General features: G+C 63.6%; 23 protein-coding genes. 9 read left to right on the forward strand and 14 right to left on the reverse strand.

Features of this window, described 5'->3' with window-relative positions; translation table 11 throughout:
* The first annotated feature begins 120 nt into the window (after window positions 1-120).
* Window positions 121-363, forward strand: a complete 243-nt coding sequence (locus G3A50_RS21640) for an AbrB/MazE/SpoVT family DNA-binding domain-containing protein (protein ID WP_163078061.1) — start codon at window positions 121-123, stop codon at window positions 361-363.
* Window position 364: 1 nt separating this feature from the next.
* Window positions 365-697, forward strand: a complete 333-nt coding sequence (gene mazF / locus G3A50_RS21645; RefSeq protein WP_163078416.1) for an endoribonuclease MazF — start codon at window positions 365-367, stop codon at window positions 695-697.
* Between the two features lie 113 nt (window positions 698-810).
* On the opposite strand, the gene G3A50_RS21650 is transcribed toward mazF, so the two are convergent.
* From G3A50_RS21650 to G3A50_RS22475, 14 genes are all read right to left on the reverse strand, one after another.
* Window positions 811-3084, reverse strand: coding sequence for a DNA topoisomerase (locus G3A50_RS21650; RefSeq protein ID WP_163078063.1), 2274 nt, complete (start codon window positions 3082-3084; stop codon window positions 811-813).
* The gene (virB11, locus tag G3A50_RS21655) at window positions 3081-4145 is read right to left on the reverse strand and encodes a P-type DNA transfer ATPase VirB11 (protein ID WP_163078066.1); all 1065 of its coding nucleotides are present in this window, start codon (window positions 4143-4145) and stop codon (window positions 3081-3083) included. The genes G3A50_RS21650 and virB11 overlap by 4 nt, the downstream gene beginning before the upstream one ends.
* A gap of 29 nt (window positions 4146-4174) precedes the next feature.
* Window positions 4175-5332, reverse strand: coding sequence for a type IV secretion system protein VirB10 (gene virB10 / locus G3A50_RS21660; protein ID WP_163078069.1), 1158 nt, complete (start codon window positions 5330-5332; stop codon window positions 4175-4177).
* A 10-nt stretch (window positions 5333-5342) separates the two neighbouring features.
* Entirely contained in the window at window positions 5343-6179 is an 837-nt protein-coding gene (gene virB9, locus G3A50_RS21665; RefSeq protein WP_425483495.1) for a P-type conjugative transfer protein VirB9, read from the reverse strand.
* 35 nt (window positions 6180-6214) lie between these two features.
* On the reverse strand, window positions 6215-6883 hold the full coding sequence (locus tag G3A50_RS21670; RefSeq protein ID WP_163078419.1) for a VirB8 family type IV secretion system protein: 669 nt from the start codon (window positions 6881-6883) through the stop codon (window positions 6215-6217).
* 12 nt (window positions 6884-6895) lie between these two features.
* Window positions 6896-7105, reverse strand: coding sequence for a hypothetical protein (locus G3A50_RS21675; RefSeq protein ID WP_163078000.1), 210 nt, complete (start codon window positions 7103-7105; stop codon window positions 6896-6898).
* Between the two features lie 90 nt (window positions 7106-7195).
* Entirely contained in the window at window positions 7196-8107 is a 912-nt protein-coding gene (locus tag G3A50_RS21680) for a TrbL/VirB6 family protein (RefSeq protein WP_163078076.1), read from the reverse strand.
* 45 nt (window positions 8108-8152) lie between these two features.
* Window positions 8153-8386, reverse strand: coding sequence for an EexN family lipoprotein (locus G3A50_RS21685; protein ID WP_126278331.1), 234 nt, complete (start codon window positions 8384-8386; stop codon window positions 8153-8155).
* Entirely contained in the window at window positions 8383-9075 is a 693-nt protein-coding gene (gene virB5 / locus G3A50_RS21690) for a P-type DNA transfer protein VirB5 (RefSeq protein ID WP_163078079.1), read from the reverse strand. The genes G3A50_RS21685 and virB5 overlap by 4 nt, the downstream gene beginning before the upstream one ends.
* 14 nt (window positions 9076-9089) lie before the next feature.
* Window positions 9090-11447 (reverse strand): VirB4 family type IV secretion/conjugal transfer ATPase, encoded by a 2358-nt coding sequence (locus G3A50_RS21695; RefSeq protein ID WP_163078082.1) that lies wholly within the window; start codon window positions 11445-11447, stop codon window positions 9090-9092.
* The gene (locus G3A50_RS21700; protein ID WP_163078084.1) at window positions 11437-11787 is read right to left on the reverse strand and encodes a VirB3 family type IV secretion system protein; all 351 of its coding nucleotides are present in this window, start codon (window positions 11785-11787) and stop codon (window positions 11437-11439) included. The genes G3A50_RS21695 and G3A50_RS21700 overlap by 11 nt, the downstream gene beginning before the upstream one ends.
* Window positions 11787-12116: a TrbC/VirB2 family protein gene (locus tag G3A50_RS21705; protein WP_126278327.1), complete on the reverse strand. Its 330-nt coding sequence runs from the start codon at window positions 12114-12116 to the stop codon at window positions 11787-11789. Before G3A50_RS21705 ends, G3A50_RS21700 begins: the two co-directional genes overlap by 1 nt.
* A 32-nt stretch (window positions 12117-12148) precedes the next feature.
* Window positions 12149-12796, reverse strand: a complete 648-nt coding sequence (locus tag G3A50_RS21710) for a lysozyme family protein (RefSeq protein ID WP_163078088.1) — start codon at window positions 12794-12796, stop codon at window positions 12149-12151.
* Entirely contained in the window at window positions 12796-13479 is a 684-nt protein-coding gene (locus tag G3A50_RS22475; protein WP_210255340.1) for a hypothetical protein, read from the reverse strand. Before G3A50_RS22475 ends, G3A50_RS21710 begins: the two co-directional genes overlap by 1 nt.
* 125 nt (window positions 13480-13604) lie before the next feature.
* Between G3A50_RS22475 and G3A50_RS21720 the strand changes: the two genes are divergently transcribed.
* The 7 genes from G3A50_RS21720 to repA all read left to right on the forward strand — a co-directional run bounded on the left by G3A50_RS21720 (window position 13605) and on the right by repA (window position 22111).
* Window positions 13605-13943, forward strand: a complete 339-nt coding sequence (locus G3A50_RS21720) for a MarR family transcriptional regulator (protein WP_131837300.1) — start codon at window positions 13605-13607, stop codon at window positions 13941-13943.
* A 492-nt stretch (window positions 13944-14435) separates the two neighbouring features.
* A complete protein-coding gene (repC, locus tag G3A50_RS21725; protein WP_163078091.1) occupies window positions 14436-15716 on the forward strand; it encodes a plasmid replication protein RepC in 1281 nt (426 codons plus the stop codon).
* A 143-nt stretch (window positions 15717-15859) separates the two neighbouring features.
* Complete coding sequence (locus G3A50_RS21730; protein ID WP_163078094.1) at window positions 15860-16120, forward strand: hypothetical protein; 261 nt, start codon at window positions 15860-15862, stop codon at window positions 16118-16120.
* 161 nt (window positions 16121-16281) lie between these two features.
* Window positions 16282-16704, forward strand: a complete 423-nt coding sequence (locus tag G3A50_RS23030; protein WP_425483497.1) for a thermonuclease family protein — start codon at window positions 16282-16284, stop codon at window positions 16702-16704.
* A gap of 118 nt (window positions 16705-16822) precedes the next feature.
* Complete coding sequence (locus tag G3A50_RS21740; RefSeq protein ID WP_246252649.1) at window positions 16823-17017, forward strand: hypothetical protein; 195 nt, start codon at window positions 16823-16825, stop codon at window positions 17015-17017.
* Between the two features lie 117 nt (window positions 17018-17134).
* Window positions 17135-20488, forward strand: a complete 3354-nt coding sequence (locus G3A50_RS21745; RefSeq protein WP_163078100.1) for a DEAD/DEAH box helicase — start codon at window positions 17135-17137, stop codon at window positions 20486-20488.
* Window positions 20489-20893: 405 nt separating this feature from the next.
* Window positions 20894-22111 carry a plasmid partitioning protein RepA gene (repA, locus tag G3A50_RS21750; protein WP_163078103.1) on the forward strand — a complete coding sequence of 406 codons (1218 nt, stop codon included), beginning with the start codon at window positions 20894-20896 and terminating at the stop codon, window positions 22109-22111.
* Window positions 22112-22279 lie beyond the last annotated feature (168 nt).

Below are 22279 nucleotides of genomic sequence, written 5' to 3' on the forward strand. Positions count from 1 at the left end.
GGTGCTCTGCACCAGCTCCCGCAGTTTTGCGGCGCCCCTCGCCTACAGCACGCGGGCCAAGCGCGGCGCTCGGGAAATTTGGCCCGAAAATAGCGACATTGTTGCTACAGGAGGGTCGCGATGCGCGCTGTTGTGAAAAAATGGGGTAACAGTGCCTCGGTCAGAATTCCTGCCGCAATGCTGGCCGAGGCAGGGCTGAGCTTGGACCAGCCCGTTGATATCCGCTCTAACAATGGCGCCATCATCATCGAGCCGATCAAGAGCCTCGAATATGATCTCGATGAGCTGATCGCTGCTATCACGCCCGAGAACATGCACGAGGAAGTCGATATCGGTGAGCCCGCTGGAAAAGAGGCACTTTAAGGTGGTGGCCTATGTTCCCGAAGCCGGCGATATCGTCTGGCTTCAATTCTCACCGCAAGCCGGACACGAGCAAGCGGGGCATCGCCTTGCCGTCGTGCTATCTCCCGCATCCTATAATCGCCTTGGGCTGATCTTGTGTTGCCACCTGACGACCAAGCGCAAGGGGTACCCATTTGAGGTGCCGATTGAGGACGAGCGACAAGTCGCCGTTCTGGCAGATCAGGTAAAATCCCTGGATTGGCGGATCCGAGCCGCCAGCTTCAAAGGTCGGATATCCGATTCAGAGCTGGCCCAGGTCCGTGCTAAAGCACGATCGTTGATCGGTCGACCCTGACAGCTGCTGCCTCAGGAACGGGTTGTCCCGCCATGTCGGCATTCACCCGCCGCGTGACGGAACAAGGCAGGGTGAGGCTTCGCTTTTGCCGGTCATTTATACGGGCGCCGCGATCAGCGGCGCGCCGCTTTCTTCCCAAACGCCTTGTCGAGAAACGCTCGTGCGTCGTTGGCGCCGATCCGATCGGGATAGCCGCGCGGCGGCTTTGCGCCCTCCCCCACCAGCTTTGCGATCCACTCGCGCTGCTTGGGCGATGCGAGATCCTTTCCGCCGGCAGACCGTGCCGCGTCGATCCATTTCGACAGAGCCGCCGCATCGAGCCGCGCCGCTTCAGGCAAGTCCATCCCGGTCTCCTCCGACAGCTTTTGAGCGTAGGCGAGCTGCTTTTCCGAAGGTCCCGCGCTTGCCAGCCGGCGCGGACCGAGGAAGGTGCGGCAGATCTCGGCGTCATCAGCGGCGCCACGCGGCAGGCGCGTGCCTTCCCGTTTGGCCTTGTCCCTGGCGGCCGCCAGCATCGCGCCCGAGGGCGGACGCTTGAAGGTCGGCGACGTCGCCGGCGTCACCTCCGAGAGCCGCGCCACCAGGCCGCCGGCGCGATCGGCTATCTCTCCAATCACCGTATCCGCATCGGCCGAGCCGGCAAGAACGTCATCGAGGCGGGCCTCCATGCGCGCGGTCGCGCCCGGGTCGACCAGTTCAGGAGCGCTTTCACAGAGCAGCTTGTAGAGCCAGAGCGCCAGATCGGTTGGGACCAGGTTCTTCTTGTCCAGGACCAGCATGCCCTGACGTTTCAACCCTTCCAGGATCGAATCCCGCGTCGCCGGGGTGCCGATGCCCTTGGCCTCCTTCAGGCGCTCGCGTTCGGCCTCGTCTTTCACAAAGCGCCAAGCGTTGTGCATCGCGTCGATCAGGTCGCCCTCGGTATAGCGCTTGGGCGCGGTCGTCTGACGCGGGCGAGCCCTCACGGAGTTGCAGGAGACGGTGTCGCCGTTGGCGAACGCCGGCAGCACGGCGTCATCGCCCTGTTCATCGTCCTCCCCATTCTCCTCGTCCTCAAGGACGGCCTTCCAGCCTGGGCGAGTGACGACGCGCCCTCGCGCCTGAAAGCGCACCACGTCGACCGAACCGGGCGCCGCCGGCACTTCGATGGCGAAAGACAGCGTGGTCTCGTCAAACTCATGGTCCGGCGAGATCGCGGCAATGAAGGCCCGCGCGATCGCGTCGAACAGCGCCCGCTCGTCATGATCCAGCGCCGCCACGGCGGCCGACATGTTCGGCGCGTTGACGTTCGGGATAAGGGCATGATGGCTGGCGCCGGCGATGCCGGCGTCAGACCAAAGACCGGACTTGCCCTTGCGAATGACCGGCACGGCCGGCAGCTGCGGCGCCAGCTCGCCAATACCGCGGAGCGCATCGAGCAGATTGCCGGCGCTCGGCACCAGGTTCTCCGGCAGATATCGGGTTTCCGCCCGGGGATAGGTAATCAGCTTGTGCCGCTCATAGAGCGCCTGGGCGACATCGAGCACCTTCTTTGCGCTCCATCCCCACTTGCCGGCGTGCTTCTGCAGTGACGGCAGATCGAACGGGCGCGGCGGCACAGATTTCCGCGCCTCTCGTGAGACCTCGATCGGGCCTTGATAGCTCGCGGCCGCGAGCGCAATGCGGTCCGCCCTGTCCGGATCGAAGATCCGCGCGTCTCCGCGCGGGCGATACCACAGGGACCCCTCGCCGGCGGCGCCGGCGACGACGGCCTCGATCTCGTAGAAATCGCGCGGGGTGAAGCCGCGTATCTCCAACTCGCGCGCGCAGACCAGCCCCAGGGTCGGCGTGCGAACCCGGCCGATGCCAAGCGGCCCGCGCCAACCCTCCGGCCTCAGTTTCACAGTTGCCGCCCGCGTCATCGTCAGATTGAAAATCTGGTCCGATTGAGCCCGTGCCACGGCGGCCTCGAACAGCCTGCCCCAATGCGCGTTCGGCTTAAGCGCGGCGAATGCCGCCCGCAGCGAGGTTTCGTCCTCGGCTGTGAACATGGCCCTCAGCACCTCGCCCCTGAAGCCAAGATGCCGAACCAGGGACTCGCCGATCGCCTGCCCCTCGCGGTCGCAGTCCGTGGCGATGATCACCCGGCCGGCGCCGGACAGCGCCTTGCGGATCTCATCGAGACGTTCGGCCTTGCCGTTGCCCTCGTCCGGACGCCAGCCATAGCGGCCCTTTGCCGGGCGCAGCACGTCGAGGCCCCAGACCTTCCAGGCCGGGTTCACCTCCTCCGGGACTTCCAGACGCAGGAGGTGGCCTTGCGCGGCCAGGATGCGGCCATGCCGATCGCCAAGGGCGGCGCGCAGATTGCGGGCCTGAGAGGGCTTTTCACAGAGGATGATGGAATTCATGCCGCAAGCCCCGGCTTCCGCGTCGCGACCGTCGACGGTGCATCCTCGCCAATGGTGCTCGCGCCCCACATCCGCGCCGGCGCGAAGTCGATTTCGGTGACGCGGAAGCGGCCGGCCACCTTGTGGCACTGCACGACGATGTCGACCATGGTGTTCAACAGCGCCCGCACGTCGTCACGCGCGAGATCCCGGCCGGCCTCGCTCTGCTTCACCAGCAGCGTCAGCCGTTCGATCGCCAGCAGCGCGCTATCGGCATGCACCGTCGTAATCGAGCCCGGGTGCCCCGAGTTGACGTTGACGATGTAATCGAAGGCCGTGCCGTCGCGCAGCTCCTGCAGCAGGATACGATCAGGCCGCATCCGCATGCACGATTCCAGAAGCTCGGTCGGCCCGATCTTCGCCACGCCCTGCCCGCCTTTCGAGTAGAAGAGGCGCACCGCGTTCGTCTGGGGTATCTCCAGCTCCGGCGTGTCCTCGACCGTAATGACCCGCTCATCAAGCGGGATATGGGCAATCAGCGCCTTCGACAGGGTCGTCTTGCCGCTGCCCGTCGCCCCCGAAATCACGATGTTCTTGCGCGCGCGAACCGCCTGCCGAAGGAATTCCGACCAGTTTCCCCTGCGATGCAAATCGATCAGCGTCTCATCGGCCGGATTGCACTGCACAATCGTCCTCACGTCGTTGAAGAGCCCGAACGTGTCGAGCTGGTCGAGCGTGAAGGTCTTGGACGATGGCTTGCGCAGCGTGATCGACACCGTTCCGGCGCCGACGGCCGGCGGAAACACGATCTGGATACGCTCGCCCGCCGGCAGCGTTGCCGAGAGCAGCGGACGCGCATCCGATATCGTCTGGTGCGACCAGGTCGCGACCGCCTTGCCCAGGCTGGCCAGGGCCTCGAATGTCAGCTCAGGGAAGGGATACGCTATCCAACCGTCGCGGCGCTCGACCAGCACCTCCTGCGGCCGGTTCACGACGATCTCGAACACCGAGTCGTCGGTGAGAAACGGGTCGAACGGGCGCAGGAGCGCCCGCACGACCAACGGGTCCTGCTTGGCAGTCATCGCTATGTCCCCGAGTTGCGGCCGGCGGCCTATTTCGTGATCAAGGGATCGGCTACGCCGAAGTCACCGAGAACGCCGCGATCGTAGACCTTGCGCAGCGGTTCTGTGACTTTCAGCGCGTAGACGTTGGAGAAATCGAGGTCGCGCGCGACGAAGATCGACACCACCTCGCCCTGATGCTTGATCAGGGTCGGCGGGATATTGATCGACTGCTCGACAGCGATTGCGGCGGCGTCTTCGCCCGAACTCGTGGTCTGAGTGGCCGACACTTCGCTGCCCTTGGAGATTTCATCCCCGATCCAGCTCGAAATGTCGCTCATCATCGACATCAGAATGGCGCCACCAAAACGCTCCCAGAAATGGGTATCGACATAGCCGTCGAACCCCGCCCGGCCGAGGCCATCCGTCGCCGGCGACGCCAGCGAGACAATGACCCCATCCGGCGTCTTTGCCCGCGTCCAGAGCACGAACAGCCGGCTCTGACCACGACGCAGCCCACCCCGGTATTCGCCCACGACCTGCGTTCCCTTCGGCATCAGCACGACGCGGCCATTGTCCGAAAGCACGTCGCGCGGAATGACGCAGCTGGTAAAACCGGGCTGGTCCGACGAGAGGGCGGTTTCCAGCACACACGGAATCGAGGCGCCCATAGCCACGATGAAGTTCCGATTTCCCAGAGTGCCCGCCTTCGATCCTTGCAGGATCGTCGGCTTCAACAGCCCCTGAAAGCGCGCTTCGTCTTCGGATCGCTGCTGCTGCGCGGGCACATAGGCGTCGTCGCCTGCGGCGCGCGGCGCACCCTGGCCGCCGCGCGCGGTTCCCGCGCTGAAGGCAATGACCGGCGCGCGGGTTGCGGAGCCGAGAAGCGGGTCAGGCTCTTCCTGCGGCAGCGGCGCCACAACAGCGGCGGCGCGCTCCCGGACGGGGGCGGGCACTGGCTCGACCTTCGGCAGCTGCACCGGCGCCGGCTCATAGGGAACATTGGAGCGGATGACGTTGTCCGGCTTGGCCGGTTCACCCGCCTTCTCATTCCCGAGCGCGGAATAGACCAGGGCCGCAGCACCAATTGCGATGAACGCGGCCCCGCCCAGGAGCTTCCTGGCGTCGATCCCAAAGCGGCTTGGCGGAGCACGAAGTGCGCCGCGTTCACCGGCGAGGCCATCCTTCTCATGATCGGCATCGGACATCGGTTTTTCCTCACTGTGCCGGGGTCGAGGTGGCGGACGGCTTCACGACGCGCTGCACCGATGGCGAGGTGGTGCCCGTGCCGGGATTGATCCCGGCCGGAACGAACCCCTCGTTGAAGATGCAAGTGACTTCCCGGCCGCGCCGCAGCACGAATTTCGCGGCAATGGCATGGACCATGACGAGATCGCCATCGGTCGAGCTGGGCACCAGGTTCTCAGACCCATCGGCGTTCACGATGTAGATCGCCGGAACCTGCGTGTTCCCGGAAAACGCGAACGTCGTCACCTTGCCATTGTCGTAGACCGACGCCGGCTCGATGACCTGCGACCCCTGCGCCGAGTAGCGCCAGTTGCGCGGCCCGAACGCACCGTGAAATTCCAGCACCTTGTCGGCTTGGTTCGCCTTCTCGGCTTCCGCCCTGGCGGCGGCGATCCGGCGCCGCTCCTCGGCTTCGTCGCCGGGGTAACGGAATTTCACAAGGAAATAGGTGTCGGCGCCGGGACCAACCGCCCCTTCCCGAACCGTCAGCTCAAACTGATAGCTGCGCTTCGAGCCGTCCCGACGTGCCGTGACGACCTGAAGATTGGTCACGGCCTGCTTCTCGCGCGGCTTGAGGAACAGAATGCTCCCCGCCGGCGCTACCTCCCAGGCAATGCTGTTGCCCGTGGCGACGTGCACGATTTCCTCGTCGGGCGCGAATTCGACCTGCACCGATGAACGCAGGGTACCGATGATCCGCACCACGTTGTACGGCTCGAACTGGACGAAGCGGATGCGGCTATCGCGGGGCGCCGCGACCGGCGTTTCCAGCGCGAGCGCTGTGCCGATCGGCGCGGAAGCCGCCATGAGGATCACCGCTGATAGCATGGTGAAGCGGTTCATCAGTTTACCTCCGGGTCCGCTCGGAAATCGCTCACCAGGAAGCCCAGCGGGTTCACAAGCCGGTCCTGCTCGGACATCGGCGCGTTGACGAACGAATAGGTCAGCGTGGCGATCCAGTGCGTCTGGTTCACCTCATCGCCCCGCGTCATAGTGCGCAGGTAGCGGACCTGCATGACGTTCGAGCCGATCAGGGCAATGGTCTTGATCTTGATCCGGACCGTTGCTCGCTCCCCGTAGATGTTCTGGGGGCTCTCGGGATTGCGGCCGTTGAAAAAGGCCGCGAACTGCGCCTGTTGCGCGGGCGCCGACATCAGCATCACCGCCCGGAAGCTCTCTTCTGCTTCGCTCGCCGCGAAGCCCTCACGGGCGCGCACATAACGAGCCGCGAACCATTTGCGCACGGCCTCGTCATATTCGAGCGGACCCGATTTAAGGCCCGACACCACATCGACAATGCCGGTCGAATTATCGACCCGCACCACGAAGGGCTCCACCGTCTTGAGCGGCGTGAGGCCGGCGACGGCCGCCACAGCCACCAGCGCGACGCCACCCGACAAACCGGCGATCGTCCAGGCGACTTTGCGCGAGCGGTTCGCCGCGATCACCCGATCCTGATCGAAACGGCGCGCCCTGTCGAAATACTCGTCGAGGCTTTTGGTAGGCACCATCATCCCCTCCCCTCAACTCGCGGCCGGCTTCACGCCGGCCGCCACTTCCAGCCCGGCCGGAACCGGCTGCGAGGTCATGGAGGTGGCGTTCCAATCCCAGACGGACCGATTGAGCGGCCGCCGGGCAGAGCCGTCACAGGACGGCAGCGGGTACTGAATCGACGCGCAGCCCGAGACCGTCAGGCCCAGCGCGAGGATGAATAAGACGGGGGGCTTTCTCATCGGTTCAGGTCCAATTCTCAGACGCAAAGCGTAAGGGTGGCGTCCGGCCTCGCGGCCGGCTCAAAATTCGTGTGATTTGTCCGGGCGTTACTATGTGCCCTTCGAGCCGCCGCGCATCTTGCCGGCCAGATACCGCGCGCTTTGCGCTACGGCGCTTCCCCGCGCATCGTTCTTCGCCAGCGTGCCATAGGCCAGGGACATCCCGCCGCCGGCGAGAGAGGCCGCAAGCTGCGGCAGCTGGTACAGAATGTAGCCGGCCGCCACGAAGGTGGCGCCGAGCGACAGCGGGATCATCAACACGTCGGTGAAGCTCCCGGCCGAGCTGACCTGCGAATCCAGGATATCGACGAGCAGCGAACCGAGCGCCAGCACCAGCACCTGCAGCACGACGTAGTTGATGACCTGAGCGAACCACGCCTCCGTCATCCGGCGGGTCGAATCGAAAAGTGCGCAGGCGATGAAGATCGGACCGAGAGCCAGAACCAGCGTCAGCGCGATCTTGGCGTACAGCGTCACCACGAACGACACCGCGAGTGTGATCAGTGCGATGATGATCAAAGCGAGGGCCGCCATGCCATAGGTGACGATCGTATAATCCCAGCCCGCCGCCGCCATGATCTTCGTGGCGGTCAGCTGAATCTGGGTCATCAGGCCGTCGAGGCTCGATCCACTAATGGCGCTGCCGGTCGCTAGAGCGGACGAGATTTCATTCGGCAGGCTCTCAAAGAAAATGTCGGTGACGAACTGCTGGTACGTCCCACTCTCCTTGATGAGGGCGATGATGATGCCCAGCTTGATCACCCGAAGGGAAATCTCCCGGATCGGCGTGTCGATTTTTCCCAGCATCATCAGGACGCCGGTGATGATCACATAGAGTGTAACCGCCAGAGACAGGGGGCCGACTATCGCGGACGCGATATTCGACGAGCCCGAGGAGATGAAGCTCTCCAGGGGCGCCGTGAAACTGTCCTCGATGCTCTCGAATGTCGTGTAACCAGCCATGCCGGCGCCCCGTTCCCGTTTCAGCCGTGCTCCCGCACCGCAGCCCTACTGAAGAGATTTCGACATATTGTTCAGCCGGCTCTTCCATCGCGCCTGTGCAACATTCTTGCAGTTGGGCGTCTCGGAAAGCCGGCCCGGGTCATTGCCGCACTCTTTGTAGATACGTTCTAGTGTGGCCGGGTCGTTCACAAGCTCATCGACCGTATAGACCTTTTCCTCGTTGCCGTTACAGGCGGCCAGGCCGAGGCAGGCGACGGTAGCTATCAGCAACTTCTTCATTTCAACGACTTCTCCATACTGTCCAGCTTCTGCCGCCAGTTCTCACGCGCACGCTGTTCGTCTACCTTGATTTGAGCGTCCTGCACCATCTTCAGCGCCTGCATGCGCAGCGTATCGGTCTGGAGAAGAGCGCTTTCGCTCTGGATGCGGGCCGAGAGAGCCGCGACTTCCTTGGCGTCAGACGATTTGGAGATCTGTTTGCGCAGCTCTTCCAGGCCATCGACGCGCTTCGTCGCGGCCTCGTACATCTGTTCGCCAAGCGACAGCTGGCCGGCATTCTGCTTCTGGACCTTGGCCAGCTCCTGCGCATAGAAGTCATTGGCATTGGTCTGGTAGCTCGAATTGCTATCCAGATGGCGCTGGGCCGAAGACCCGAAAGCGCCCGAGCCATTGCCCTGCAGAAGCCCTTCCACATCCGAGAAATTCCCAGGAAGGGCGTTGCGGATCTCCGGATCGTTCAACAGACTCGCGACATTGCTCATATTCGTGACGCCGTTCATCGAATCGAACAGCGCCTGGCCCTGCGCCAGTTGCTCCTTGAGCGTGTCGAGCTGGCTTTTCAGCTGGGCGATCTGTTCGACCTGCTTGGCGATCGCGGTCGTGTCGAGGACCGGAATGCCCTGCGCGCTAACCGCAAGGGAGCCCGACAGGAAGGTGGAGATGATAAAGGCAAGGCGCAGCCGAGACATGCCAGGACTCCAGATTAAGCGCCGCGACGACGGCTGTAGAAGAGCGGAAGCCAGCGGGACGGATCGTCGCCCACTTCCTTGCGGATCTGTTCAAGGTCATCGACGCCCGCCGTCGTGCCGGAGAGGATCGACATTTCGTCGTCGAAGCCCGCGAGGTTCAGTTCGGCCACCACGCTTCCATGACCCTGCTTGACGATGAAGCGCCGGGACGCCTTCTGAAGGTCGCGTGAGATCAGCTCGTATTCCCGCTCGGTGAGCCGGAACCCGCCGACATAATCGGCGTGCTGCCCCTTCTCATTCGGCAGGAATATCTGCGTGCCGCATTGCTCGATCACGGTGTGGGCGATCGGGCTCGATATCGCGTCGCGCGGGCTTTGCGTGGCGAACACCATCAGACCGTTCTGCTTCCGAATGGTCTTGAGCTTGTTCTGCACGAAGTCCCGGAAGCCCTCATCCGCGAGCGCCTTCCAGAACTCGTCGATCACAACGACGATCCGCCGGCCGTCGATCATCTGTTCGACCCGATGGAACAGGTAGAACATCAGCGGCATCCGGATTTCCTCATTGTCGAGGAAGTCCGTCATGTCATAGCCGAGGAATTGCGCGCCTTCGCCGATGGCATCGCCGTCATTGTCGAACACCCATCCCAGCGCGCCGCCGGCGGCCCAGCGGCGCAGGCGCGAGGCCACGCCCTCCGGGTCCGTGGTGTCGAGAAACTGGATCAGCGCCCCGATGGAGCGGTCCCGCCGGTCAAGCTGGCCCAGCGCCGCAATGGCCTGCTCAATGGCGCGCTGCTCATTCGTGGTGATCGGCCGGCCGCCGTGCACCAGGCGCTCGATCCAGCGCGACAGGAACACCTTGTTCGCCTCGGTCAGCTCCAGCCCCTTCAGCGGCGAAAAGCCGGTCGGGCGACCATTCTGCAGCGGCAGATAGGTGCCGCCCATCGCGCGCACGAACAGGTCCGCGCCGCGATCCTTGTCGAACAGCACGACCTGCGGCGCATGCTTGGTGATCTGCGTCAGCAGGAAGTTCATCAGGGCGGTCTTGCCCGACCCGGACGGGCCGCAGATGAACGTCGAGCCGAGCTGTTCGTAGTGGAAGTTGAAATAGAACGGCGCGCCCGATGCCGTCTTCAACATGGCGACCGCCGGACCCCAATAGTTCCCTTCCGCCTGCCCTATCGGATAGGAGTGCAGCGGGCATAGCGCCGCGAAGTTACGGGACGAAATCGCCCCCGAGCGCGGGCGCATCGAGAAGTTGCCCGGCAGCTGCCCCCAGAACACCGCCTCCAGGGCGATGTCCTCGCGGGCCACGACGGCGCCGCCATTCGCCAGCTCTGCCCGCGCTTTCGACAGATGCTCCCCGAGCGTTTTCACATCGCCCGCGAACACCATCAGCGACAGATGATGCTCGCCCATGACGATGCGATTGGCCTGCACGTCATCGGCCGCGTCGACCAGGTCGTCGATCTGCGAGACAGCCTTGTCGCCGCCGGCCGTCATCATGTTCTGCTTGCGCGTGAACAGCGCCAGGGCGTCGCCCTTCGACCGAAAGGCGAAGGACTGCGTGAGGATGAATTCACACTGCAACGCCAGCAGGCCATCCAGCATGCCGGGACGGGTGCGCGAGGGGTATTCCTTGAGCGACAGCGCCCCGGCGACGCGATCCCCGGCCTCATGCCGGATTTGCGCCGTCTCCCGGCCGAAAATGACCCGATCGGTATAGATCGCCGAATAGATTGGTCCCATCGTGAGCGGCACCCGCTCACGCCGGCCGCCGACCAGCTGGTGCAGCACCTCGGACGGCTCGGACCACATCAGCCCATCCGCCTCATAGAGGCCGAGCAGCCGAGGCCGGAAGTCGGCCAACAACCCCATCATCGTCTGGCGCGCATCCGTCAGATGCTTCAGCGCCTCGGGATTGACCTCGACGCCGCCCTTGCGGGCGCGCCGTGCAAGACCCGCCATCTTCGCGAGCGACGACGGATCGCTCGTCCAGACCAGCGAAATGAACAGGTCATTCCGGTACAGCTCCTGGCCGACCATGCGCGCGCGGTAGCGCGCGTCGAGGCCCGCCGCGAACGCCTGATCGAAGGAGCCGGCCGGATAGGTCGTCTCGCGTCGCCGAACCACATGGCTCCATACCGCGAGCCGATCATCCGCGATGTTGCGCAGCATCGTGTCCAGGCCGCGATAGCGCGCATTGATGATGTCGACGCCGGCCGTCTCGAAAGAGATGCCTTCCACGGCGATCATGGTCATGAGCGCGCCGCCGGCGAGCGCGATGACATGCTCGTCGACGTGCCGCACATGCGGGATACGGCTCTCGGGTTCGATCTCCCGTGCCCGGAGAGCAGCGTTGTCAGAGGCCATAATCGCGCTCGTCGTAGTGACGGATTGTCTGGAGCGGCGTCACGCTGGAGCCGCCCCAATAATCCCGGTTGAGGCACCGAAGGGATGTGAACAGCCACGCGCCGATGAGGCGGAAGCGGTTCGGGTCGCGCTTCACAATCTCCCGGCAGACCATATGCAGGCTTGCCGTGATCGCGACGCCGACAATAAAATTGTCGAGCAGGATGAAGCCGGTAAGCAGGCCGATAGCGGAGTTGACGGGCAACGTCTCCATCGGCGCGCCAGCAAAGACCGCCGGGCGCGTGCAGGCGAGAAACAGCATTTCCTCTTCAAGCGCAGGCTCGCCGGCGGCCTTCGACATCAGCCAGCCCCCAGCATCGACGCGATGGTGGCGGCCGAGAACACGATGGCGATGCCGATCACGACGAAGCCCGCCGTGCGCAGCTGGATCACGTTGAACATCCAGCCAATGCCCACACCCATGATCGCCAGAACCGCCAGCGCCTTGCCGACGCCGCCGGTAATCATGTCGATCAGGCTTTCGAGGGCCGTCTGAATACCCGTAGCCTGCGCGAAGGCCGGTTCCGCCCCCACCAGCGCCAGGGTCAGGCCCATCATCAGAACGGCACTGTGGCGGCGCGAACGCGACACGAGCCCATTGTTCGTCGCGTCATTCGCATGCTTCGTCATCGGATTGCTCCAGCTTGCATCATCGGGTGATGTCACGGGGTGAAGATAAGAAGGTGTGATCGGCTGCCGCTGGAGTTGCCGTAGACGTCCCACGGCGGCGCAGATTGGGGGGGAGCGGCCGACCGCGTGCCGGTCGCGGGCGGCGCCTCCTCGGACGCCTCGTGTTCGGCGGCGACCGCAGAAGGGCCGATAGTCAGGGGCAGCTCAGGCAGGACAGGGCGCAGCTCCGCCATCGCCGACAGCGCTCGCTGGTCGTAGCCCGCGAGGTATCCGGCTTCCTCATCCCCCTGCCCGAAATACCGGGCGAAGGCGGCGCCGAATGCGCCGTCCCCCGCGTCGGGCGTCGCAGATGCCCTGAGGTAGCCCGCCAGCAAGTGCCCCGTGACGGCGAGGTTCCTGCACGGATCGAACATCTCTTTGAGGCTTAATCCGTGCTTGCGGCCGATCTCGACACTCAGACCGCCGAGACCAAGGCCGAACTCGGCACGCTTCGCCAACAGATCGTTTGCGGCAGCGACCGCCGCCTGCTTCGTCGCCGGCTGTCCCTTGAGGGCCGCGTCGCTGTGCACCCTGATCGCCAGCGGATTGAAGCCGCTTTCAAGCCGCACGATGGCGGCCAGCGCCGCCGGCTCCACCATCGGCGCGCAGTTCTCCGCGACAGCCAAAAAGGCGCCGGGCATCAGAACCAGATCCGCTGGGTCAGACCGTCAATGGTCACATCGACATAATGCGGCTGTTCGCGCACCTCGGGGCGGGTGTGCGTGTAATCCAGGCAGACCGCTTTGCCGCCGCTGTGAACCAGCCGGGCGGTTTCGCTCGCATCGCTACCCCTGCACTTCTCAAGCCCGACTTCCTGGCGCGCGACCGAGCGGCAGGTCAGGCTGTCAGAGCCCGTCTCGCCTTCGATCCGCGTCAACACGGACCCGTCCGCGCACCGATAGGGCTCGAATCGCGGCATGGAGGATGAGAAGCCCACGCCGGTGCAGGTCGGGAAGCTCCCCCCGGACCGCAGAACGTCGTAAAGCTGGGTGATGGGCGGAACGCATGCCGCGTATTGCATGGGCCCGCCCGGGTTGGAAATGCACAGCAATACCTGGCAGCCCCAATCGCTCGCTGCCGCTGGAGCGCCAAAAAAAGTGGTGGCGGCTAGGGCGCACCCCACAAACGTTGTAGTAAAGCCGACGGTGACACTTCTCCGCCCGCTTTCCTCGCGAAGCTCTCCACCCGCTCTCGATGATTCCTGCTCTTTGCTCATGCCCGCAAAACTAAACTGGCCAGTGCAAACACCACCCAGAGATTGTGCCGGATGGCCCCATCCGCTGTTAGGCACGCCATTCTCCTCGCTCAACCCAGCCGTCTTCATGGACTTGGCGCCCCCGTGAAAAGCCGCGGGCTTTCGGGGCGATCACCCGCGAAGCCCAGCCATTAAGGCAGAGTTCTGCCTTTCATCGACCTATTTGCAGCTTATATTAGGCAGCGGAGAATGCCATGCCAAGCCCCTATGCGGCCGATACCCCGCTTAAAACACTGATCTTCGTTGCCAAGTTGATGGACTGCATCGTCGAGGATGAGCGCGAGGGAGAGACGGCGAGCCATCGCTTGAAGCAAGCGGGCATAATGTCTTACATCTACATGATGCATTTAAACGGCGAGAAAATCACTGTTTCAAAGCTTAAGGAGCGCCTCAAAGCGCCAAGACAGGTTATCGTAGAGCTCTTTAAGTCGTTGGAAGATCGCGGTTTGCTGACGCACTCGACAGAAACGCATGATGGAGGTCGAGGTCGCGTCTTTGTCTACGCGCTTGCGGACAAGGCGCTGTCCCTGTAGCGGCTGCTAAAAGAGCTGCATATGAGGCGTATATGTCACACGTCTCTGCCGCCATATAGAACGTATATGCATGCAATAAATGATTGCCCCGGGTTCCGGATCCCGCTTAGTGTTGCGCGCCAAGCGCTCGAATCGCCGACCAACCCAAAGAGTTGGCGTTCGATCGCATCTGCAACCCAGGAGAAGCGGACGGACAAAAAGGAAAAGGCTCCGATGCGATCAACATCGAAGCCTTTCGGTCTCAGGGAATAGCTCTCGCCTGCGCGAACTGAACCAAAACCCCAGCAATTTACGGGTTTAGTTTCGCCGGGACTTGAATTGATGTCAAGCGAAAACGCCCTTCCCGGCGACGAACCCTTTTTGCCGTTTTCAGGAGAAAACGGTGTCAAATCATACCCATGGCTTAGATGCCATCGACGTGACCGGACAGGTCGGCGGCGGCCACCTCGCGTCTCCAGCGGCGCCAGCCGCACCAGGCGGGAGCGATCGCTGATGGCATCGCAGATGTCCGTTACACCCTTCGGCCAACGACGCCTGGACCTAGGGCACATCGCCTCCCAGCTCGTCGCCCAATCGGCGAAACCCGACGCCATTGTTCACAAATGGCAGATCTTCAAGGCCATACGAGAGGCCAGAGAGTTGGTCGGTGCTACGGATCGCTCCCTCGCGATCCTTCACGCCCTGCTTTCCTTCCATCCGGAAACAGCCTTGTCGGGTGACAGCGAACACATCGTCTGGCCTTCAAACGACCACCTCGCGTCGCGGGCTAACGGCATGCCGACGTCGACGCTGCGGCGGCACATTGCCGTGCTTGTTGATTGTGGGCTTATCATCCGGCGCGACAGTCCCAACGGCAAACGGTTCGCGCGGAAAGGCCAGGACGGGCAGATCGAGCAGGCGTTCGGGTTCGACCTCTCGCCCATCGTGGCGCGCGCCGAGGAATTGCTAGGGCTCGCCCAGACCGTCCAGGCTGAAAAGAGAGCCCTGCGCCGCTCGAAAGAGCGGCTGTCGTTGCTCAGACGCGACATCACCAAGATGATCGAGACCGGCGTGCGGGAGGGTGTGCCCGCCGACTGGCCCGGACATCAGGCGGCCTATCAGAGCATCCTCGCGCGCCTGCCGCGCGGGGCCTGCCGAGAGATCATCGACGCTGTTGCCGACGATCTTCAGCTTGTCCACACGACGATCAGCGACCAGTTGGCAGCCTTCGTTAAAACAAAGATTTTGGACGCCAATGCAGCGCAAGATGAGCGCCACATACAAGATACAGCCCCTAGTGACATCGTAGAAAGTAGAACTAATCAGAGTCGGTCTAACGACCGACACGCACATACGAGCGCCTTCGGCGAAGAGGCTTTCCAGAAAAAGCCTTGCGGCGGCTGCGGGGGCGAGCAAGACCGAAAAGCCGCGCGCAAGGCCGCTGACAGCGACATTCTCAATATCTCGCTGCCGCTTGTGAAGCAGGCGTGCCCCGACCTGGCAGACACGCTGCCAGCCATGTTCGCGTCATGGTCCAGCCTCCGCGCCGCCAGCCAGCCGCTTTGCCGCATGGCCTACATCAACCCCCAGGTCTGGGAGGAAGCTAAATCGCAGCTCGGCGCGGATCTCGCGATCGCCGCTTTGGCCGTGACGGTGCAGCGCGCTTTCAATGGTGACGTCAAGAACGCTGGCGCCTACCTGCGCGGGCTTGTGCAGCGGGGAGCCAAGGGCGAGCTCTTCATTTCGCGAAGCCTCTTTGCGATGGCTAAGAATACGCTCGGAGAGGCCAATTAATGCAAGGACGACAGCGGTTTGTTCCGAACGATGGACGTCTTCCGAAGGTCCATCCACAAAAGTTGAGTCCACCGTTTCTCGCGTCTGCGGTTGTGACGAGGCCCATTGAGGTCGGGCATCCCAAGATATCGATTCATGTTCCCGTGACCCGCTTACCCCTCGAACTTTACGTGCCCGAGCCTTCTCATCAGCCCGACGTGACGCTTCGTCTCCGATCGAGCGGGGGCATCGAGCTACATGTTCGCATCGCCGGCAAGACATTCCGTCGCTGCCTCAAGTCTGTCATCTCCGATGGACCGATGCGCGAGGATCGGTTTGCCGTGGTGCAGGGCCGCCTCGCTCCGAACGGCGTGATCGATGAGGCCGGATTGGCCTACGCTCCCAAGCCCGGGACCAAGGAATGAAGCTCTTCTGGCGGATAAGGCGGACCATGAGGCCGCTCCAACTGACTATGCTCTTCGTTGCTGGTCTCTTGGTAGTTGCTCAGTATGATTGGTCCGGAACGGCAACTCGAGCGGGAAAGAAGGCGGCGACGCCCGCCCCGACGGCTATGCCACGCGAAATCATGGGCCGCGCGACGGTGATCGACGGCGATACGCTAGCGATCGCGGGGCAACATGCGAGGATCCGGCTGTTCGGCATTGATGCGCCGGAAAGCACTCAGCCCTGTTTCAACGAGCAGGGTCGCCGCTACCCTTGTGGGAGTCGAGCGACCGCGTTTCTTTCGCAGTTAGTCGGCCGCGGCGGAAATGTCGTTTGCCGACCCCTGGACGTTGACTCCTATCAGAGGCTGGTCGCCGAGTGCGACACGGCGGCCGGCATCTCCCTTAATCACGAAATGGTCCGGGCCGGTTGGGCAATCGATTACGTCCGATACAGCGGTGGGAGATATTCGGTGGAACAACGCGACGCTCAGATTGCACGGCGGGGTCTCTGGGCCGGTACGTTCGACGCACCCGCCCAGTGGCGTCAGCAAATATCGCGGTGAGGCACCGCCTCCGGTGGCTTCGCCGGCACCTCGATCGATCAGGTTGCCGTGCTCTGCGGGGCTAGCAAGGACACCATCTATCGCCGCTTCCCATGTAAGGTGGCGCTGTTCCGCGCGCGTGGTCGAGCAGGCGCGGGCGCGGGCGCGGGCGCAGGCGCAGCTGCAGGAACTGGCGCCGATCGAGGGCGGAGCGAGGGGCCTGTCAATCAACATGGAGCCGGAACTGATCGCGCTGAAGCACATCACCTTCAGCGAGGCGGTGGTGTTCGAGAAGTCGGGCGCCATCTCCTCGCTTTGGGGAATGGCAGCGTGAAATCGGCGGATTCGACCCGCGCGCTCTACAAATTTAGGTTTCCCCAACGTCGGCAGGATCGCCTATTCTCCCATGTGATGATCCTGAAAGCTGTCAGCCCCCGTTTGCGTTTGCCCGATGAATATCCGTAGCCGCCCCTACATCCAGCTCGGCATCGCCGAACTGGAAGCTTTGGTTAAAGACGGGCCTGAGCATCGTGCGATCAATGAAACCGTTCTTGCCGAGCTGAAGCATCGCAGCACGGCGCGGGCTGCCACGTTGCAACAGCGCCTGGAAAGGCAGTTGGCGTCCGGTACACCATCGCCAACTTCGGGTCGCCGGGCCGATGCGCCCTCTTCGCCTCAGGCCGATCTGCTGCCCCAACGTCAGCCGCCCACGCCAATGCCCGAGCGTGAGACAATCACCAACGACCCGCAGGACATCCTGCGCGCCTGGACCGTGATGGAGGTGCTCTCGCCTTCCACCTTTCGCACGCCAGCCGATCTTGGGGGCGGGGATATGCGCCGCATCGCGCGGTTCGACCGCGGCCTGCCATGGGCGGATGGCGCGGCGAAGGGGCCGCCGGGGGCACGGCTCTATTTCCAGATTGTGCTTGGCTCGATCCTGATGCCTCCGGCCACTGATCAGCTTCTCCAGCGTTTCGCCGACACGCGGGCGGAACGGCCGCAGGCGCGCGGCGAGACGCCGCTTGCGGTCGTCATCGTCGACCGCGAGGGACGCCCCATTCCCGAGGCCTGCGCGGTTGCGTCGAGCTTCGGCTGGGGCCTGCCGCTTGCGCTTAGGGAAAATCCCGCCGCGCTCGGGCGCTGGTCGCAGGAAGAGGAGCCACTTCATACTGCGCTGCATGAACGTCTGTACCGCGAGGGCAAGGACGGCAAGGCGATCCCGCTGGACCTTGCGGCAATCCAGAGTGCCTATGACTGGCTGGTCGCGCGCTTCGACCTTGATCGATCTCTGCTGAAGCCGCCCGCCTTTGCGGTGCGCAGCACCGTTCCGTTCCGCTCCAACGATCCGCCTGAAGCGTTGCTGCTGAACAGTTTCTACCTGAAGGATCTCGGCAAGGCGGTCAGCCTGTTTGCCTCAGGCACCGCACCCGATACGCTGAAACGCTTCGTCGGACTTCTTCCGCCAGCAAGCCGCCGTGACCTGCTCACTGACGACGCTGCAATCGAGGATGCCGTCGCGCCGTCGCGCTTTCCTCTCGGGCGCTGGCCGGGTCCCGGACGTCACCCGTTGGTGCTGATGCAGCAGGCAGCCGTCAACCTCGCCACGTCGCAGAAACCAGGCGAAGTCCTAGCAGTGAACGGGCCGCCCGGCACTGGCAAGACCACGCTGCTGCGTGATGTCGTTGCGGCGCTGGTGACGGCTCGCGCAGGCGTCATGGCCGGCTTCAATGATCCTGAGGACGCCTTTGCGACCACCGGGCTGAAGCTCAATCTTGGTGGAGCATGGATTCATCTCTACCGGCCCGATCCGCGCCTGCGCGGCTTCGAGATGATCGTCGCCTCTTCCAACAACAAGGCGGTTGAGAATGTCAGCGGCGAGCTACCGGCCCTCGGCGCCATCTCCGGGGACGCCACGAGCCTGCGCTATTTCAAGCCGATGGCCGACGGCCTTCTAGAAGCGGAGAGCTGGGGCGCGATCGCCGCGGTGCTGGGTAATGCGGGTAACCGTGCCGCCTTCAAGGATCGCTTCTGGTGGAACGAAGAAACTGGTCTCTTCAGCTATTTCAAGGCGCTGGACGGCCGCAATCCCGAAATCGATCTTCCCGATGGCGGCAAGCGGCCGCCGCGCATCGTCTCCGCACTCGACCCGCCGCGTGACCGGCGCGAGGCGCTCCGGCGCTGGCAGGCGGCGCGGACCGCCTACCGCACGCTTGAGAAAGAACTGTCGGCGGTGCGTGAGAAGCTTGAACACTTCCGCTGTCGCAACCGCATCTTTCCAGTTCTCGAACAGGCTTTTGAGGCCGTACAGGCTCATGGGCCGAGGCGTCCGGGACTGATCCAGCGGCTTTTTGGGCTCCGCCGGTTCCGTGACTGGAAGGCCGCGCATCTACCGCTGTCGATGGCACTGGCATCCGCCGCGAAGGAGGCCGCAGCAGCCAACGTGGTGTCTTCCGGAACAGCGCGGATGTTCGCCGGCTCGCCATGGCTCGGCTTTGGTGCCGAACGGCGCGCGGCCGAGATGGTATCCGCCCTGTCCCCGCTGGCGGACGAGCTCAAGCGCGACCGTAGCGCTCTTCGGGGCACCATTGTCGACGCGACCTTTTTCGAGGGCGGCCGCAAGCAGATTCAGGCGTCCGCGCCATGGTTCGCAGCCGAGGAGCACCGGCTTCGTGACGCCTTGTTCGAAGCGGCACTCGACCTGCATCACGCCTTCATCGACGCTGCGGCGAAGCCCCTGCGGCACAATCTCGGCGCCATGTTGCAGGCGCTCGACGGCAAGAGCCTCGGTGATCCGGCGAAGGATGCATTGATCCCGGATCTCTGGGCGAGCTTGTTCCTGGTGGTACCGGCGCTTTCCACCACTTTTGCCTCGGTCGGCACCATGCTCGGCCGTCTGCCCCCCGCCGCGCTCGGCTGGCTGCTGGTGGACGAAGCTGGTCAGGCGTCGCCGCAGCAGGCAGTCGGCGCACTGATGCGTGCCGGGCGCGCCATCGTGGTGGGCGATCCGATCCAGGTGCCTCCGGTAGTACTCTTGCCGGAGCGGCTTACGACCGCGATCTGCCGGAGCTTCGGTATCGATGCCGGGCGCTTCGCAGCCCCGGCCGCCTCCGTGCAGACCCTGGCCGACGACGCGACCGGCTGGTGCGCCGAGTTCCCGGCGCGAACCGGCAGCCGCACCGTGGGCGTGCCGCTTTTGGTCCACCGGCGCTGCGCCGAGCCGATGTTCGGCATTGCCAACCGCATCGCCTATGAGAATCTGATGGTGGCGGCGAAGGCGGCGGCTCCCTCCCCCATCCGCGATCTTCTCGGCCCCTCACGCTGGATCGACATCTCGGGTTCCGGCACCGACAAATGGTGCCCGGAGGAAGGCCGCGCGGCGGTCGATATGATCGAACACATTGTGGCTGCCGGCCTCACGCCGGACCTCTATGTGGTGACGCCCTTCGTCCAGGTCGCCGACGGGCTGCGCCGGGCAATCCGTGAAAGCGCGGCGCTGGCGGCAGGCATTCCTTCACTCGATAGCTGGGCCTATGAACGGGTCGGCACCATTCACACAGTGCAGGGCCGCGAGGCCGAGGCGGTGATCTTCGTGCTCGGCGCTCCCAATGCCGACCAGACCGGAGCCCGCGGCTGGGCCGGACGGGAGCCGAACCTGCTCAATGTCGCGGTTACGCGGGCCAAGGAAGCCCTCTACGTGCTCGGTAATCGTCGTCTATGGCGCTCGGCTGGCGTCTTCGCCGATCTCGACGCCGTGCTTGCGCGGGCGGAAATGCGTGGGCGTGAATCTGGCGATCCCCAAGTTTAGCAGCTGAACTGAACCGCTCCTGCTTTGCCGGAAGCCCCAACTCCTGAGTACACGCCACGACTGAGGCACTGCCGCGCACTAGTCCCCGTCGCGCTCGTGCATAGGTGCGCTGCGGCGGGGGTGAGCTCTGCGCCATAAGGGCAGGTCGGAAGATGCAATGCACCGCTGGCTACCACGGTTAATCAAAGGGGTTTAGAAACCAAGAGGGGCCCCTTCGTCGTGTTTAGCAAGACGTTATGAATAAAGGAAAATAGGGCTAATATCACGCACGGCACCTGGGCTCGCCGGTGGTCATGATTAACCATTCATTAACCCATATCTCCTTGCCGAAGGGTCAGAATCATGCGTTATCTTGAGACGGAAAGGGCGCGTCTGACGCTCTAAAACCGTCTTGAGCACGAAGATATGGCGACTCCTGTGAGGCTCGGGTTTCAGAATGGGTCTACCGCCGCTTGGATTTCCCAACGTGCGGAGGCTTTGTCGGCCCGTCTGCGTGCCGTCGGAGAGCTTGCCTTTCCGCCGTCCGCAGAGAAGTCGCTACGTTCGTTCACCTCGGGCGAGGTGGCGGAGATTGTCGGAGTGTCGGATGGCTATCTTCGACAATTGTCGCTGGACGGCCTGGGACCTGCTCCTGATATTGGCTCGAGTGGCAGGCGTTCCTATACGCTGACTCAAATCAATGAACTTCGCGCCTATCTGGCCTCCAGCCGACCGAAAGAGAGCCTGAAATTCTGGCCGCGCCGGCGGCCCGGTGACAAGCTTCAAGTGCTCACGGTCGCAAATTTCAAGGGCGGTTCGGCCAAGACAACGACCTCGCTTTATCTCGCGCAGGGACTCGCCCTGCAGGGCTTTCGGGTCCTGGCGATTGATCTTGATCCGCAGGCCTCCCTCTCTTCCATGTTCGGCTATCAGCCCGAATTCGATATTCCGGAAAACGCGACGCTTTACGGCGCCATTCGATACGACGAGCTGCGCGTGCCGATGAAGGACGTTGTGCGCCCATCCTATTTCTCCGGAATCAGCATCGTGCCGGGCAATCTTGAGCTTATGGAGTTCGAGCATCAGACGCCGCGCCACATGCTGAATAATCGCGGTGCTGCCGAGGATCTGTTCTTCCGCCGGGTGGCGGCGGCCATCGGGCAGGTGGAGGCGGATTTCGACGTGGTGGTGATCGACTGCCCGCCCCAGCTCGGCTTCCTCACCATGGGAGCGTTGAATGCTGCGACCGGAATGATCGTCACGGTTCACCCGCAGATGGTCGATGTCGCGTCCATGAGCCAGTTCCTACTTATGACCTCCGATCTGCTGACGGTCATCGAGGAGGCTGGTGGGGCGCTGGAGTTCGACTTCATGAAGTTCCTGATCACCCGGCATGATCCCAGGGATGTGCCGGAACAGGAAATTGTCGGGCTGCTGCGCGATATTTTCGGTGCCGACGTGCTGGCGGCGACGGCTTGGAAGTCGACGGCCATCGCGAATGCCGGATTGACCAAGCAGTCGCTTTACGAGCTGTCGCGTGGGTCCGTGGGGCGCTCGGTCTATGATCGGGCGATGGAATCGGTCAATGCGGTGAACCGAGAGGTCATCGAGCAGATCGCGCGTGTCTGGGGGCGGGTGCCGTGACGGAGCGAGCCCCCCTACCCTCAACCGAACCGCTTGTTCGCCTGCCTTTGTTGTCTGCGGACAACGGACGCATCGTAAGTAGTCGAGTGCTTATGCGGCCGGATTGGTTGCCAGACGCGTGCCCGCCGTCGGACCGTCCTCGCACAGCGGGCCGGGCCACGTGGCGAT

The sequence above is a fragment of the Ancylobacter pratisalsi genome, assembly GCF_010669125.1.
Lineage (GTDB): Bacteria > Pseudomonadota > Alphaproteobacteria > Rhizobiales > Xanthobacteraceae > Ancylobacter > Ancylobacter pratisalsi.

Coding starts and splice junctions, on each gene's coding strand:
- G3A50_RS21640 (WP_163078061.1), top strand. CDS start 121: ATGCGCGCTGTTGTGAAAAAATGGGGTAACAGTGCCTCGGTCAGAATT.
- G3A50_RS21650 (WP_163078063.1), bottom strand. CDS start 3,084: ATGAATTCCATCATCCTCTGTGAAAAGCCCTCTCAGGCCCGCAATCTG.
- virB11 (WP_163078066.1), bottom strand. CDS start 4,145: ATGACTGCCAAGCAGGACCCGTTGGTCGTGCGGGCGCTCCTGCGCCCG.
- virB10 (WP_163078069.1), bottom strand. CDS start 5,332: ATGTCCGATGCCGATCATGAGAAGGATGGCCTCGCCGGTGAACGCGGC.
- virB9 (WP_425483495.1), bottom strand. CDS start 6,179: ATGGCGGCTTCCGCGCCGATCGGCACAGCGCTCGCGCTGGAAACGCCG.
- G3A50_RS21670 (WP_163078419.1), bottom strand. CDS start 6,883: ATGGTGCCTACCAAAAGCCTCGACGAGTATTTCGACAGGGCGCGCCGT.
- G3A50_RS21675 (WP_163078000.1), bottom strand. CDS start 7,105: ATGAGAAAGCCCCCCGTCTTATTCATCCTCGCGCTGGGCCTGACGGTC.
- G3A50_RS21680 (WP_163078076.1), bottom strand. CDS start 8,107: ATGGCTGGTTACACGACATTCGAGAGCATCGAGGACAGTTTCACGGCG.
- G3A50_RS21685 (WP_126278331.1), bottom strand. CDS start 8,386: ATGAAGAAGTTGCTGATAGCTACCGTCGCCTGCCTCGGCCTGGCCGCC.
- virB5 (WP_163078079.1), bottom strand. CDS start 9,075: ATGTCTCGGCTGCGCCTTGCCTTTATCATCTCCACCTTCCTGTCGGGC.
- G3A50_RS21695 (WP_163078082.1), bottom strand. CDS start 11,447: ATGGCCTCTGACAACGCTGCTCTCCGGGCACGGGAGATCGAACCCGAG.
- G3A50_RS21700 (WP_163078084.1), bottom strand. CDS start 11,787: ATGTCGAAGGCCGCCGGCGAGCCTGCGCTTGAAGAGGAAATGCTGTTT.
- G3A50_RS21705 (WP_126278327.1), bottom strand. CDS start 12,116: ATGACGAAGCATGCGAATGACGCGACGAACAATGGGCTCGTGTCGCGT.
- G3A50_RS21710 (WP_163078088.1), bottom strand. CDS start 12,796: ATGCCCGGCGCCTTTTTGGCTGTCGCGGAGAACTGCGCGCCGATGGTG.
- G3A50_RS22475 (WP_210255340.1), bottom strand. CDS start 13,479: ATGAAGACGGCTGGGTTGAGCGAGGAGAATGGCGTGCCTAACAGCGGA.
- G3A50_RS21720 (WP_131837300.1), top strand. CDS start 13,605: ATGCCAAGCCCCTATGCGGCCGATACCCCGCTTAAAACACTGATCTTC.
- repC (WP_163078091.1), top strand. CDS start 14,436: ATGGCATCGCAGATGTCCGTTACACCCTTCGGCCAACGACGCCTGGAC.
- G3A50_RS23030 (WP_425483497.1), top strand. CDS start 16,282: ATGGGCCGCGCGACGGTGATCGACGGCGATACGCTAGCGATCGCGGGG.
- G3A50_RS21745 (WP_163078100.1), top strand. CDS start 17,135: ATGAATATCCGTAGCCGCCCCTACATCCAGCTCGGCATCGCCGAACTG.
- repA (WP_163078103.1), top strand. CDS start 20,894: ATGGCGACTCCTGTGAGGCTCGGGTTTCAGAATGGGTCTACCGCCGCT.